The organism is Janibacter sp. HTCC2649 (genome assembly GCF_000152705.1).
Classification (GTDB): domain Bacteria; phylum Actinomycetota; class Actinomycetes; order Actinomycetales; family Dermatophilaceae; genus Knoellia.
In genome coordinates this window covers 3,516,575-3,530,870 of the sequence record NZ_CH672413.1, presented here as the reverse complement: position 1 = coordinate 3,530,870, position 14,296 = coordinate 3,516,575, and the positions used below count along the sequence as shown (strand labels likewise).

14 protein-coding genes are annotated in these 14,296 nt (G+C 68.4%); 5 read left to right on the top strand and 9 right to left on the bottom strand.

Annotation, left to right across the window (positions count from 1 at the left end; translation table 11 throughout):
* The first annotated feature begins 11 nt into the window (after positions 1-11).
* Positions 12-755, top strand: coding sequence for a transposase (locus JNB_RS22055; protein WP_237700685.1), 744 nt, complete (start codon positions 12-14; stop codon positions 753-755).
* Between the two features lie 43 nt (positions 756-798).
* Here the strand turns inward: JNB_RS22055 and JNB_RS16945 are convergent, their stop codons facing one another.
* Genes JNB_RS16945 through JNB_RS16935 form a run of 3 tightly spaced genes read right to left on the bottom strand, consistent with a single transcriptional unit; the run spans position 799 to position 4,344 of the window.
* On the bottom strand, positions 799-2,124 hold the full coding sequence (locus tag JNB_RS16945) for a glutamate mutase L (RefSeq protein WP_009777745.1): 1,326 nt from the start codon (positions 2,122-2,124) through the stop codon (positions 799-801).
* Positions 2,125-2,127: 3 nt separating this feature from the next.
* On the bottom strand, positions 2,128-3,315 hold the full coding sequence (locus tag JNB_RS16940) for a cystathionine gamma-synthase (protein WP_009777744.1): 1,188 nt from the start codon (positions 3,313-3,315) through the stop codon (positions 2,128-2,130).
* A gap of 33 nt (positions 3,316-3,348) precedes the next feature.
* Positions 3,349-4,344: a GNAT family N-acetyltransferase gene (locus tag JNB_RS16935; RefSeq protein ID WP_009777743.1), complete on the bottom strand. Its 996-nt coding sequence runs from the start codon at positions 4,342-4,344 to the stop codon at positions 3,349-3,351.
* 88 nt (positions 4,345-4,432) lie between these two features.
* On the opposite strand from JNB_RS16935, the gene JNB_RS16930 reads away from it, so the two are divergent.
* Complete coding sequence (locus tag JNB_RS16930) at positions 4,433-5,158, top strand: class I SAM-dependent methyltransferase (RefSeq protein WP_040883941.1); 726 nt, start codon at positions 4,433-4,435, stop codon at positions 5,156-5,158.
* Positions 5,159-5,165: 7 nt separating this feature from the next.
* Here the strand turns inward: JNB_RS16930 and JNB_RS16925 are convergent, their stop codons facing one another.
* Both JNB_RS16925 and JNB_RS16920 read right to left on the bottom strand, forming a co-directional pair.
* Positions 5,166-6,644 (bottom strand): hypothetical protein, encoded by a 1,479-nt coding sequence (locus JNB_RS16925; protein ID WP_009777740.1) that lies wholly within the window; start codon positions 6,642-6,644, stop codon positions 5,166-5,168.
* Positions 6,641-7,159 carry an RNA polymerase sigma factor gene (locus tag JNB_RS16920; protein ID WP_009777739.1) on the bottom strand — a complete coding sequence of 173 codons (519 nt, stop codon included), beginning with the start codon at positions 7,157-7,159 and terminating at the stop codon, positions 6,641-6,643. The genes JNB_RS16925 and JNB_RS16920 overlap by 4 nt, the downstream gene beginning before the upstream one ends.
* A 118-nt stretch (positions 7,160-7,277) precedes the next feature.
* Here JNB_RS16920 and msrA point away from each other — a divergent pair, with 118 nt between their 5' ends.
* From msrA to JNB_RS16905, 3 genes are all read left to right on the top strand, one after another.
* Positions 7,278-7,970, top strand: a complete 693-nt coding sequence (gene msrA / locus JNB_RS16915) for a peptide-methionine (S)-S-oxide reductase MsrA (RefSeq protein ID WP_009777738.1) — start codon at positions 7,278-7,280, stop codon at positions 7,968-7,970.
* 167 nt (positions 7,971-8,137) lie between these two features.
* Positions 8,138-8,668 (top strand): hypothetical protein, encoded by a 531-nt coding sequence (locus JNB_RS16910; RefSeq protein WP_148232487.1) that lies wholly within the window; start codon positions 8,138-8,140, stop codon positions 8,666-8,668.
* A gap of 76 nt (positions 8,669-8,744) precedes the next feature.
* Positions 8,745-9,317, top strand: a complete 573-nt coding sequence (locus JNB_RS16905) for a GNAT family N-acetyltransferase (RefSeq protein ID WP_009777736.1) — start codon at positions 8,745-8,747, stop codon at positions 9,315-9,317.
* A gap of 97 nt (positions 9,318-9,414) precedes the next feature.
* Here JNB_RS16905 and JNB_RS16900 read toward each other — a convergent pair whose 3' ends face one another.
* From JNB_RS16900 to JNB_RS22245, 4 genes are all read right to left on the bottom strand, one after another.
* A complete protein-coding gene (locus tag JNB_RS16900) occupies positions 9,415-9,696 on the bottom strand; it encodes a hypothetical protein (RefSeq protein ID WP_009777735.1) in 282 nt (93 codons plus the stop codon).
* Positions 9,697-9,852: 156 nt separating this feature from the next.
* Positions 9,853-11,886, bottom strand: a complete 2,034-nt coding sequence (locus tag JNB_RS16895) for an NADPH-dependent 2,4-dienoyl-CoA reductase (RefSeq protein WP_009777734.1) — start codon at positions 11,884-11,886, stop codon at positions 9,853-9,855.
* A gap of 142 nt (positions 11,887-12,028) precedes the next feature.
* Complete coding sequence (locus tag JNB_RS16890) at positions 12,029-12,637, bottom strand: TetR family transcriptional regulator (RefSeq protein ID WP_040883937.1); 609 nt, start codon at positions 12,635-12,637, stop codon at positions 12,029-12,031.
* Positions 12,637-14,064 (bottom strand): fatty acid desaturase, encoded by a 1,428-nt coding sequence (locus JNB_RS22245; protein ID WP_009777732.1) that lies wholly within the window; start codon positions 14,062-14,064, stop codon positions 12,637-12,639. The genes JNB_RS16890 and JNB_RS22245 overlap by 1 nt, the downstream gene beginning before the upstream one ends.
* Positions 14,065-14,296 lie beyond the last annotated feature (232 nt).

Below are 14,296 nucleotides of genomic sequence, written 5' to 3'. Positions count from 1 at the left end.
CAGGACTGGTCGTGGCAGCCAAAGACACCCTCGCCCTGTGGGGACCTGCCGGGATGGACTTTGCCGAGCTCGCCGACGACATCGGCCACGAGGCCGAGCAAGCCTTGTTCCTGACCCGTCAGATCAAGCAGATCGACGAGCGGGTCGCGAACCTCTACGCCGAAGCCGACCCCCAGGGCATCGTGGCCTCCGCCCCCGGAGTGGGCCCGGTGATCAGCGCCGTCATCGCCGGCCGGATCGGCGACCCGCACCGGTTCACTTCGCTGGCCGCGATCCGCGCCTACACCGGGCTGGTCCCCAAAGTCAGCCAGTCCGGGGTCCGCAAGGTCGAGTCCTCAATCACCAAAGCCGGCGACCCCCTGCTGCGCGAAATGTTGTTCACCGCCGCCGACCAAGCCCGCAAGATCGACCCGCAGATCGCCGCGAAATACCAGCGACTGATGGTCGGCGACCGCCACCATGACTCCGCGATCTGCCACCTGGCCACCCAACTGCTCACCCGCATCGCGACCTGCATGCGCACCGGCCAGCCCTACGCCCTACGCGACGTCGACGGCACCCCCATCACCGAAGCCGAGGGCCGAGCCATCGTCAAAGAGCGATACCAGATCCCTGCGCGGCACCGCGACAACCTCCGCCACAAGCAGATGCGCGACCGCCGCAAGCAGGCGGCGAGCCCGGAGTCACAGAAGTCGCAAAGCGCTCCAACATCCGGGCCCGCCAACACCAAGCCTACGAGCCGCCAAGTGGCTTGACTCTGGTTAGGAACTCAGCGCCCACCCAATTTCGGACCAGCCCTCAGGCGATGGTCGCCGCGAGCGTGCGCGCTGCGGCAGGGTGCCCCTGCGCGAGCAGACCACAGGCAAAGAGCAGGTATGCCGTGTCGACGGCCTGCGCTGCCGCCGCCGGGACCGTCCACCCACCGGCGTGGTCGGTCACCACCGCGTTGAGCACCCCACCGGCCACCGCGTCCGGTCCGTGCCTGAGCACCCCACCCGAGCCGAGCACGAGCCCCACATCGGCCAGCGGTCGCGGCCGATCGCCGACGACTCGCGGACGACCGTGGCGGCGGGCGGCCACGGTGGCGGCGACCCGGGCCAGCTCGGCCTCGTGCTCCCACTCCCCCGGGGTCGACGCCCGGTGCGCCGTGTCAGAGGTGACCTGCACGGCATACTCCTGCGTTCCGGAGGACAGCGAGAGGTGCTCGCGAGAGGCGGCCTCGACGACGCCGAGGGCGTTCCAGCGCATGCCGAGGTCGGCCTCGACGGTGCGTTCGTGCCACATGGATCCGGCGACGTCGCGCTCGATCTCGGCGTCCTCGCCCTGGGGGCGAAGGACGGAGTAGACGTCGGTGGTCGCGCCGCCGATGTCGATGACCATGACGTCCTCACCGCGCACGTCGGCCAGGAGCTCGACGCCCTGGAGGACGGCATCGGGGGTCGCTGCGCGGACCAGCTCCGTGAACCCGCGCCCGCGCGACAGCCCCTTGCCGCCGATGACGTGCTCGAGGAACGCGGCCCGGATCGCACCTCGCGCGGCGTCCGGTGCGATGACGCCGATGCGGGGCAGGACGTTGCTCGTGACCGTGTGACGACGCCCGGTGCGAGCCAGCTCGGCCGACACCTCGTCGGCGACGTCGGCGTTCCCGGCGACGACGATGGGCATCGTGACACGGGCGCTGGCAAGTCGAGTTGCATTGTGCCGCAACACCTCTGCGTTGCCACCGTCCGTGCCACCCACGAGGAGCACCAGGTCAGGAGCGGCCGCGCGCAGCTCGCGCACCCCCTCCCCCGTCAGCGATCCCGACGAGACGTGGACGACCCTCCCACCGGCTGACAGGGCGACGCGGTGCCCGGCCTCGGCCGTGACCTCGCGTTCATAACCCACCACGGCGATGCGCAGCCCGCCGCCCGCGGACGAGCACACGAGCGTCTCGGTGACGGGTCCGTGGGAGGCGAGCTCACGGCATACCCGATCGACTCCGTCCATGACGTCCGACTCGATCGTCGTCGGGTGCGACGCCGCGCCCACGAGGGCGCCCGACGTGACGTCGACGAGGACAGCCTTGGTGAAGGTCGACCCGACGTCGACGCACAGGACGAGCCCTGCATCACGAGAAGGCACAGGTCAGGTGAGGCGGTCGAGGGCCTGCTTGAGGTCGGCGATGAGGTCTTCGACGTCCTCGATGCCGACGGAGAGCCGGATCATGTCCGAGGGCACCTCGAGCTCGGTACCGGCGACGGAGGCGTGGGTCATGCGGCCGGGGTGCTCGATGAGCGACTCGACGCCGCCGAGGGACTCGCCGAGGGTCCAGATCTGGGTCTCGCCACAGACCTTGACCGCGACGTCCTCGCCACCCTTGACGCGGAACGCGACCATGCCGCCGAAGCGCTTCATCTGACGCTTGGCGACCTCGTGGCCGGGGTGCTCGGGCAGGCCCGGGTAGTGCACGGCCGTGACGCCGTCGTGGCCCTGGAGGAACTCGACGATCTTCTCGGCGTTGTCGCAGTGGCGCTCCATGCGGATGGCCAGGGTCTTGAGCCCGCGCTGGACGATCCACGAGTCGAAGGGTCCGGCGATGGCACCCATGGAGTTCTGGTGGAACCCGATCCGGTCGCTCGCGGACTCGTTGTCGAACCACGGCACCGTGACCCCGTGGCCGACCACGACAGCGCCGCCGACGACGTCGGAGTGGCCGCCGCAATACTTCGTCGTCGAGTGCATGACGACGTCGGCACCATCAGCGAGCGGCTGCTGGAGGTAGGGCGACGCGAACGTGTTGTCGACGACGAGCAGCGCGCCAGCTTCGTGCGCGATCTCGGCCAGGGCCTTGATGTCGGCGATGCTCAGCATGGGGTTGGTCGGCGTCTCGACCCAGATGATGCGGGTCTTGCCCGGCTGGATCGCGGCACGCACGGCGTCGTTGTCGGCGATGGCCGCGATCGTGTGCTCGACGCCCCAGTGCTTGAGGACCTTGTTGAACAGGCGGTAGGTGCCGCCGTAGGCGTCCGACGGCACGACGACATGATCACCGGGGCTGAGCAGCGCGCGAAGGATCGCGTCCTCGGCGGCGAGTCCCGACGCGAAGGCGAACCCGCGCTCACCCTGCTCGAGGGCCGCAAAACCGGTCTCGAGCGCGGTGCGGGTGGGGTTGGCGCTGCGGCTGTACTCGTAGCCGTTGCGGAAGCCGCCGATCCCGTCCTGCTTGTAGGTCGAGGTCTGGTAGATCGGGGTGACGACGGCGCCCGTCGTGGGGTCAGGGTCCTGCCCGGCGTGGAGGGCGCGGGTGGAGAAGCCGAGGGTGTCGTCAGTCATGCCGACAGCGTATGCCGCGTGGTCGGCGTCACTTCAGGCGAGCCGCTTCTGCCACTCCCGTTCGATGGCGGTGGTGCGGTGGCCGAGGGCTTCGTTGACGGCGATCATCGGTGCGTTCTCGACGGCGTTCCAGGTGCGGACGGTGCGGGTCTGCGGGAACTCAGCGCGCAGGGCGCGCAGGTTGGCCACCTTGAGGGCTGCGCCGAGACCGTGCCCACGGTGCTCGCGCAGCACGATCGTGTCGTGTTGATAGGCGAGCTCGGGTTCCGCCGTCGGGACCTGCAGCTGCGTGAAGGCGACGAGGTGGTCGGTTGCGAGGTGACGCGCGACGGACTCGATCACGCGGCGGCCGCTCTTGCGGCTCGCTTGCCGTTCGCCCCTGAGCCGTTCGGCGTCCCAGTCCTCCTCCTCGAGGTCGAGCTCGCCGATCGGGGCGTCTGTACTCATCCGCTGCTGGAGGATCGCGCGGTCCAAGAGCCACTCGTCGAGCGTGTCGTCGGTCGAGGTCTCGATCGCGTACTCCGCTGTCTCCGAACGTTTTTCCCAGGCGTATGCCGTGACGTCCAGGTCGTTGCGGTGGTTCGTCTGGGCGAGATCGAACCCGTTGCGGCGTGCGAACGCTTCGCCCGGATCCGTTCCGTCCTTCGGGTATGCCGTCTCTGCGGCGAGCGAGGTACGCCCGGCATCACGGGCCAGCTGGGTGAGGTGCTCGAGCAGGGTTGTCCCGATGCCGTGACGGCGGCGCTCCGGGAGGACGTCGATCCGGAAGAGGGCGAGCTGGAGGTTGTCGCGCAGGGGCAGGGCGAGCGCGGCACTGGCGACCACTCTGGCCTCGTCGTCGATGGCGGCGAGGTAACGGTGGTCCCAGTTCGGGGACTCCTCGCGCACGCGGTGAGAAGCCAGTGAACGGGCATCGTGGTCCTCGCCCATCGTTGCCGCCGTCGAGACGATGGTTGCCTCGTTCCACGCCTGCGCCAGCTCGGCCTGCGCCGGGTCGAGCGTGGTGACTGGAACGATGCGGATACCCATACGCCCCATCGTCCACGCTCGGGCATGCGCCGAGCCAATGGGTTTATTCGGTCGCGATGCGGCGCGTCATCGCTCCAGACTCGGGGCCATGCAGGGATTCACGCCAGAGACCAGCTTCGGCCCAGAGGTCGCAGCGCTCCAAGAAGCCCATGTGCGCGGCGACGAGGACGCTTGCGCCGATTTCCTCGCCGGGCTCGCGTCGGGGCGAGCTGCCCTGGAGTTCGCCATCGGCGCCGGCCGGGTGGCACTTCCCCTGTCGCGCAGGGGTGTTCGCGTTGACGGCATCGAGCTGTCGCAGTCGATGGTCGACGTGCTGCGGACGCGACCCGGAGGTGCCGAGCTCGACGTGCGCGTCGGCGACATGGCGACGACCTCGATGGACCGGAGATACGGACTCGTCTACCTCGTCTACAACACGATCTTCAACATCCTCACCCAGGACGGTCAGGTGGAGTGCTTCGAGAACGCCGCGCGCCACCTCGACCACGACGGCGCCTTCGTCATCGAGGCTGCCGTGCCGAGCGCGTGGTTGCCGATCCACTCCTACACCCGCCCCGAGCGGGTGGAGGCGGACGCGGTCACTCTCGACGTCTGCTCCTACGACCCGGCGACGCAGGTCCTCGACGAGAACCACGTGCGGATCGCGGCGGATGGCATACGTTTCGCGCCGATCGCCTGCCGACTGGCGTGGCCCAGCGAACTGGATCTCATGGCCCGCATAGCCGGACTGGAACTCGTCGAGCGCTGGGGCGGATGGCAGCGCCAGCCCTACACCGGCAACGACGCCCACGTCAGCATCTACGCCAAGGCCTAAACCGACGCTACTTGCCGTTGCCGGGGCGACCGTCGGGGCCGCGCCCGAAGCTCGCGAGGTTCTTGGCTGACTCGTCAGCGAGCCTGGTGGCGATCGTGCGAGCCTCGGCCTGCGTCCGCCCCTGTGCCACCACCGCTATGAGGACGTCGCCCTCGAGGCGGAGGGCGATCTGTTTCGGAAAGGGAGGATCGAACTGGTCGGCCTGATCGGCGAGGAAGGTGGTCGCTTCATCGTGCCCCGCCCACGCCTCTCGAACGGGCGCGCTGAACCAGCGGGCCGTGCCACGGTTCGCCACGATCTCGTCGAACGCCTTCTGTCCATCGGGGAAGGAGGACCACAGCACGGACGTCGTAGGCAGCACCCCCTTGTTGGCATCCAGACCCGGCCCGGACAGGACGTACATGGCCTCGCGCACGGCCACGGCCCGTTGACCCGGATGTGCCGGGTCTCCCACCTGTGATCCGAAGACAGGGACGGTCCCCATGGAGGAGTTGCCCCAGGGCTCGTCACGGGTGAGCGAGGGGGTGCCGACCGCCTCGGGTGACGGAGCGATGGCGGGCAGGATGAAGGCGGCCCCGTCGGGAAAGGCTTCCCTGCGACCATCGGGCCACGACCAGACTGCAGGTTGAGGTTCGACGAGTGCCTTGCTCGCCAGAAGCGCGTCGACACTTGCGTCCACGAGCCGACGGGACTCGGCGAGGGCACGCGCTTCGTCCGAGCCGGAGGTCCACGCGTCAACCGTCACGTCTCCGACTCGGCGAATGGCGACGAAGCGCTTGCCGCCGGGCGTCACTGGCTCCTCGACGACGAACTGGTTTGCCTCAGTGGCAGCGAGTCCGGGCCACGCGACCTTCCGGAAGGGCCGGCTGAAGGCGCAGGCGCCGGAGTTGTCCGCGAGCTGCTGCATCGCTGTCACGGCCGTGGTGGTGGGCCAGCCGGTCAGGGTGACCTCCGCGCTGGCCGGCGCCTTCGCTTCTCCCTTCGGGCGGTAGTCCCAGGAGTCGCTCCCCCAAGGCTGGGGCGTCGCTGCTTCGGGGTTTGTCAGGCAGCCGACGGAGGCCATCCGGGACAGAGGAACCATGTCAGAACTGGTGGCAGCGCGCTCCAGCCCCGCTGGCGCTGCCGCACCCTGGGGCGCGACGTCGGGGAAGGCCATCGGCATGCGGTAGTCGCCATTGGCCAGCTTCACGCGCGGCGCGAACGCCGTCGTGGCCGGCACTGACGGCGACGGGGTCCCGCTCGCCGTGGGACGGTTCGACTTCGCTGGCGTGGCCTCTTGTCCCGTGAAGATCGCCGAGTTCGCCGCGCCCACGGCGATGGCGACCACGGCGGCAGCGGCGGCCGCCCCGCCGACGGTGGCGCGCAGCATACGAGCGCGTCGTTTGCCTGTTGCACGTGTGTCGATCGCTGCACGCAGGGCGCGCCAGTCGGGTTCGGGCGCATCGCGCAGCACCTCGCGGAGCTGATCCTCGAGTTGAGTGGTCATGACGAGACTCCTTTGAAGGTGTGAGCGACCGAGCCCGCGCGCAAGGCGGCCAGGGCGTGGTGGATGGACGAGCGGACGGTGCTGACCGAGCAACCCATGAGGGCGGCGATCTCGACGTCGGGCAGGTCCTCGAAGTAGCGCAGGGTCACGGCAGTGCGTTGTCGCGGTGGCAGCCCGCTCAGTGCTTCGAGGAGAGCGTCACGATCGACGACATCGTCGGCGTGGTCGTCCGTGGAGGGCACGAGCTCGGTGACGGCGGCGTCGGAGACGACGTCCCTGGTCCACCGCTTGCGCTTCTGACTCAGGAACGTGTTGACGACGATCTTTCTCGCGTATGCCGTGGAGTTCTGCGCTCGCGAGACCGTGCGCCATTTGCTCACGACCGTCGCGAGCGCCTCCTGGCTCAGGTCCTCGGCCGCGTGCTGGTCGCCCGTGAGCGCGTAGGCGAGACCATGGATCCGCGGCATGGCCCCATCGAGCCACGCATCGAGATCCGCCCCCTCGTTCGTGTTCATACCCACCTAGACGCAGCAACCTCGGGAATCATTGAGTGCTCCGGAGCATTGCACGGGACAGACCCCCCAGCTCGGGACAACCTCACAGGTGTACGAAGTCACAGATCAGGAGTGCCCCATGTTCGGATCGCGCGCCAAGACCACCCTGCCCACCGCCGCCGAGGCTCTGCCAGGTCGGGAGACCCGACCGTTCACGGTGCCGACGACCCATGAGGTGCTCGGCACGCCCCTCGAGGGTCCCTGGCCCGAGGGCACCCAGGTGCTCTATGTCGCGATGGGTTGCTTCTGGGGCGCCGAGCGCATCTTCTGGAAGCTGCCGGGTGTGGTGACGACGGCCGCTGGCTACATCGGCGGCTTCACGCCCAACCCGACGTATGAGGAGACCTGCACGGGTCGCACCGGGCACGCGGAGGCGGTCCTCGTTGCCTACGACCCCACTCGGACGACCCCCGAGCTCCTGCTCAAGGCGTTCTGGGAGAACCACGACCCCACCCAGGGCAACCGGCAGGGCAACGACATCGGCACGGCCTACCGGTCGGCGATCTTCTGGACCACGCCGGAGCAGGAGGCGGCCGCTCGCTCGACGCGTGAGGCGTTCCAGGGAGAGCTGACCCGCGTCAACGCTGGCGAGATCACCACACAGTTCTCGCCGGCCGACGAAGTGGGGCCGTTCTGGTACGCCGAGGACTACCACCAGCAGTACCTCCACAAGAACCCCAACGGCTACTGCAACCACGGCCCCAACGGACTCACGTGCCCGATCGGTGTCGCGAACCTCCCCGCGCAGACGGACATCGTTCCGCCCGCGTGAGCCCGGACCGCTGGCCCGCAGCCAAGGTTGTAGCGGTCTTTCGTCGGGCTATCAAGCAACACGATCGACTTCAGGAAGCGCATCGCGAGACAGAGCGAGTTCGCGATGCCATTGGATTCGTATCGGGCACGTGGCCGCCGGCATTGGCAACCGCCTACCAAGACGAGTTGGACGAGATGTACTTCTTCCTGCTGGCCGCCGCACAAGCAGTGACTGCCCGGGGGTTAATGGCAGATCGCCGCGGTTCGACACCAACGTTGCCGTTTCAGAGACAGCTGCGCGACTGGCGAAACATTGAAGAACACTGGGGCGACGAGGTCCAAGGAAAGTCCGTGTGGTCCCTGGACAGGTGGCGGAGGCACGAGTTCTCCACCCGCCCTGGCTTGGCCGCCTCCAGCTCGGAAACGCCTGAGGGTCCCCTGCTGACTTCAATCAGCGGCATCAACCTCGCGGCTGTCGTTAAGGGGTTGCGTGCGCTGCAGTCAGCTGCAATCGAGATGCAGCGGGAAGGGTTCGACCGAGAACTCCTTACGCCAGATGAGACCGCTCGGAGGCTAGGCATCACCCGGGCAGCATTGGATACTTGGTGGCAAGGCATGGATTTTGGCGAGGACGGTATCAGGTACCCGCTTGAAAGGGTCGAGGAGATGGCACAGCGGAACTACCGGCCCCCCGAACCACTAAACGGGCCGGGCTAGTTCAGGCGTGGATCTGTTCCGCCAACCAAACAATCCGAGATGCCGTCACGCACCTTGCGGGGCACAGCAGGCGTTCGTGACTGCCGACTTCGCTGCCAAGCCGACGCTCGAGGGCGAGCTGGTGACCCTGCGCCCGATCCGGGCAGAAGACGCCGACGTCATCGACGCGATCATCCGCGAGGACACCGAGATCGCGCGCCTCACGGGTTCGGTGAACGCGAGCTCGCAGGAGCCGGAGGGCATGCCGCTCGAGAGGCTCCGTGAGATCTATGGCGGGTGGGCCGAGGCCGATGACCGACTGGTACTGGCCGTCATTGATCGCGGGAGTGGCGGGCTGGTCGGCGAGGTCGTGCTCGCCGGTTGGGATGAAGGCAACCGGTCGTGCTGGTTCCGCACCCTCATCGGCGCGGCTGGGCGTGGCCGCGGGTTGGGCACCGAGGCGACGCGGCTCATCGTCGACTACGGGTTCCGAGTGCTCGGGCTGCACCGGATCACGCTTGAGGTCTATGACTTCAACCCGCGGGCTCGCCATGTCTACGAGAAGGTCGGGTTCGTCCACGAGGGGACTGGTCGCGAGGCGCTGCTGTTCGACGGCGAGTGGATCGACGTCCACTACATGGCCGTCCTCGAGTCCAACTGGACCGCCTGACCCCAGGTGTCGGGGGTTCTGTGACGAGTCGCCACCTCAGCAACCGCCGACTCGTCACGCAGGGCCCGACTCGTGCCCTTGGCCGGCAATCGCCTGCTCAGAAGGCCTTGGCGATCGTCAGGATCAGGCCGACCGTGGCTGCGGCGGCGAGGCAGCTGAACCCGGCAATGCGCAGGGGCGCCCCGACCTTCCAGTGATCGCGCGGGCCGGGTGCGTTGAACCCGGGGTGTGAACCGACGTCGGAGCTCCCGGCAGGACCACCGAAGCCACTCTTGATCTCGGCGGTGGGTCGCGCGCCGCGCAGCTGCAGGAAGCCGACCGCGAGCAGGATGACGCCGAGCACAGTGAGCACGACGACGAGCCACCACCATCCGGTCATGCCTGACAGGGTGCCATGGCCAGCGTCGGTGTCGGGCTGTCGAAGCCCGGCCAATCCAGCGGATCGCGGGGTCCGTCATGGGTCGGCTCAGGACGTGCCCTTGCTCCAGCAGGTGAAGCAAAGGCACGTGCGGAGCGGGACCCCGGTGAGGGTGGCTCAGAGGCGGGCGGCGAGCTCGGTGCCCTGGCGGATGGCGCGCTTGGCATCGAGCTCGGCGGCGACATCGGCTCCGCCGATGACGTGGACGGGTATGCCGCTGTCCCCCAGCTCGTCGGCGAGGGTCCGGACCGACTCCTGGCCAGCGCAGAGCACGACGGTGTCGACGGGGATGACGCGCGGGGCCGGGGCGTCCTCGCCGTCACCGAAAGACACGTGGAGTCCGTCGTCGTCGATGCGGTCATAGGTCACACCGGTGACCTGCTCGACGCCCTTGGCCTTGAGCGCCGCCCGGTGTACCCAACCCGTGGTCTTGCCGAGACCCTTGCCGATGCCAGATGCCTTGCGCTGCAACAGGATCACCTCGTGTTTCGGAGTCTCGACCACAGCTGTCGCGAGCCCACCACGCGACAGGGCCGGGTCACCCACACCCCACTCGGCACGCCACAGGTCGAGGTCCAGCGTCGCCGAGGGCTGAGCCGTGAGGAACTCGCTGACGTCCACCCCGATGCCACCGGCACCGATCACGGCCACGCGCTGACCGGGCTCGCGCTCCCCACGGACGAGCTCGGCATAGGTCATCACCGACGGGTGGTCCACGCCCGGGATCGACGGCACCCGAGGCGTGACACCTGTCGCCACGACGACCTCGTCGAACCCGCCATCACGCAGCTCGGCCGCCGTCACGGCACGCCCGAGGTGCAGCTTCACGCCGGTCACCTCGATGCGGCGACGGAAGTAGCGGATCGACTCGGAGAACTCCTCCTTGCCGGGGATGCGCTGAGCGATGGCGAACTGGCCACCGATGTCGTCGCGCGCCTCGAACAGCTCGACCGAGTGCCCGCGCTCCGCAAGCGCCGTCGCGCAGGACAACCCGGCCGGCCCGGCGCCCACCACCGCGACCCGTCGAACCCGGCGCGTCGGCCCGAGCACCAGCTCGGTCTCGTAGACGGCGCGCGGGTTGAGCAGGCACGTCGCCCGCTTGCGGCCGAAGGTGTGGTCCAGACAGGCCTGGTTGCAGGCGATGCAGGTGTTGATCTCGTCGGAACGAGACTCGGAGGCCTTGCGCACCCACTCGGAGTCAGCGAGGAACGGGCGCGCCAACGACACCAGGTCCGCATCACCGGCGCCAAGGATCGCCTCAGCCACCTCGGGCATGTTGATCCGGTTGGTCGCGATCACGGGAAGTGACGTCTCGGACTTGAGGCGGGCGGCATACGACGCAAAGGCCGCGCGGGGCACGGAGGTGACGATCGTCGGGACACGAGCCTCGTGCCAGCCGATGCCGAGGTTGAGCACGGTGGCACCGGCCGCTTCGACCTCGCGTGCCAGCGCGGCGACCTCGTCCCAGGTCTGGCCGTCGGTCACGAGGTCGACGGCCGAGATGCGGTAGATGACGAGGAAGTCCGCGCCCACCTCCTCGCGGATCCGGCGGACGATCTCGACGGCGAAGCGACGCCGCTTCTCCGGTGTTCCGCCCCAGGCGTCGGTGCGCTTGTTGGTGCGCGGCGCGAGGAACTGGTTGATGAGGTAGCCCTCCGAACCCATCACCTCGACACCGTCATAGCCGGCCTCGCGCGCCAGTCGCGCCTCCCGGACGAACGCGTCGATCGTCCGCTCCACACCACGAGCAGACAGGGCGCGAGGCGTGAACTTCGAGATCGGGCTCTTGATCGCGGACGGCGCGACGCACCAGGGCGTGTACGCGTAGCGACCGGCGTGCAGCAGCTGCAGCGCGATCCGCCCGCCCTCGGCGTGCACCGCCTCGGTGATCACCTTGTGCTGCTTGGACTCGCGCGCCGTCGTGAGCTTCGAGGCGAGCGGCAGGAGCGTGCCCTCGATGTTGGGCGCGAACCCGCCGGTGATGATGAGGGACGCCCCGCCCCGAGCCCGCTCCGCGAAGAAGGCCGCGAGCTTGGGGAAGTCCCGCGCGCGATCCTCTAGACCCGTGTGCATCGAACCCATGACCACCCGGTTCGGCAGCGTGACGTGGCCGAGGTCGATCGGCGAGAGCAGGTGCGGGTAGCCAGTCATTACTCGAGAGTACGGAAACACCCGGAGGCGCCGTCAGGGCATCGGGGTGTGTTCCTGCCCACCCACCGCCGGTCTGGTCGTGGGAGAGCTCGCGGGCCACGTCGCCCTCGCTACGACGGTGCCGGAGCAGACCTCGTCAACCTCAGGAACGATCGGGTCGGAGCGCCTGCTCGATGATCCACGCGATGTGGCCCGACGACTCCTCCGGCGTGCCCGAGGCTCGGATCACGTGGCTGACCACGAGGCGCACGATCATGTCGACGAGCGCGCCCAAACGGTGCGGCTCGATGTGGTGCTCGTAGCCTCCCAACCGCAGCTCGATGACCACAGCAGCCGCTGCGGCGAGCGACTCGGAGTCCGTGGTGAGCAACGGGAGCAGGCCCGTGTCGGTGCCCTCCGTCGCCGAGATGGCGGCGCGCAGCAGGGGATTGACCGAGGCCCTCTCGAGCACCCGCCGGATGGCCTCCCGGGCAGCGGCGATGAGGTCATCGGGGTGGGCGTCGAAGCCAGCATTGACCGCCTCGAGGAAGTGGCCCAGCTCCCACAGCACGAGCGACTCGGCCAGGTCGGGCTTGTTGCCGACCTCGTTGTAGATCGTCTGGCGACTCACACCCACCCGCTCGGCGAGCCTGCTCATCGTCACGCCGGACCAGCCCTGCTCGATGGTCAGGTCCGACGCCGCCTCGATGATGCGCTCGCGCAGGGACGTCGCCGACGCCGCCTTCACACCCTCACTCGTCACGAGGCTCATCATGCCGCGCGCGGCTCCACCACCACGAAGTCGACCTTCTCCCGAACGCCGCAGTCGGGGCAGCACCAGTCATCGGGGATCTGCCCCCACGAGGTCCCGGCGGCGAAGCCCTCTCGCTCCTCCCCCGCGACCACGTCATAGGTGTAGCCACAGCCCGGGCAGCGCGCCGCGAGAACCTCATCCACCAGGACGTTGCCACCAGCCGCACCATCGACCCGGGCACCGGCACGACCCGGCGCAACCGGCACCGGATGAGCTGCGAGCAGCTTCTCTCGCTTGCGCGGAGACAAGTTGGCTCGGCTCAGGTCGCCATCGAAGTGACGCAGCACCCGCGGGTCCATGACCCGACGCCAGATCGCCGGGACCAGCGCGAGAACGATCATCCCGGCATACCCGGTGGGCAGTGCCGGCGACTCCTCGAAGTCGCGCAAGGTCTGATAGCGGCGGGTGGGGTTCGCGTGGTGGTCGCTGTGCCGCTGCAGGTGATAGAGCAGGACGTTGGTCGCGACGTTGTTGGAGTTCCACGAGTGCGACGGGTCGACCCTCTCGTAGCGCTGCCGGTCGCCGTGGCCGACCTTCTGGCGCAGCATCCCGTAGTGCTCCATGTAGTTGACGACCTCGAGCAGTGAGAAACCGATGACCGCCTGGATGAGCAGATACGGCAGGATCCCCACGCCGAGCCACGCCATGAGCGCACCCCACAGCACCGCAGACATGAGCCAGGCGTTGAGGACGTCGTTGGACAGGCGGAACGGGTGCTGCTTGCGCCGACCGATCCGTCGCTTCTCCAGCCGCCACGCACTCTTGAGCGAGCCCCACACCGTGCGCGGCCAGAACTGGTAGAAGTTCTCGCCCACCCGACTCGACGCCGGGTCCTCGGGCGTGGCGACGCGCACGTGGTGGCCGCGGTTGTGCTCGATGTAGAAGTGGCCGTAGAAGCTCTGCGCCAGCGCCACCTTGCTCAGCCAGCGCTCGTTCTCCTCACGCTTGTGACCGAGCTCGTGCGCCGTGTTGATGCCGATGCCACCGATGCACCCGATCGAGATCGCGAGGCCGATCTTCTCGACGAGCGACAGCTCCCAGGGACTCGCCCCCGAAACGATCCACATGGCACCGATGAACCCGCCGTACTGGATCGGCAGGTACAGGTAGGTGATCCACCGGTAGTACCTGTCCTTCTCGAGCGCCTCAATGAGGTCGTCAGGCGGGTTCGAGCGGTCCAGTCCGGCGACGAGGTCGATGGCCGGCACGACGACCAGGATGACGATCGGCCCGAGCCAGAACCACGCCGACCAGTCCGTGAGCAGCCACATGCCCAGGCCGATCGGGGCCAGCGACGGCACCACGAGTCCGATGAGCCACAGATACCGCTTCGGGTCTTTCCACTCATCGGTCGAGCCGATGGGAACGGTCGCGTTTGCCGCCATGGTGCAGGCCTCCTTGCCCAAGTTACTTGACAAACAACTATGACTTGTAAAGTGCCAACTTGGCAAGGGGTAACCAGAAATGCCTGCCCCACACACGAAGGCGGCGTATGCCGGGAAGCTAGCTCCCGGCATACGCCGCCGTGTTTGTCGTCTCGGAACGCAACCGTCTTCGTGCCCCGCACGGACAACTCGCTGGCGCTCGCGGTCCGTGCGGGGCACGAAGACGACAGGG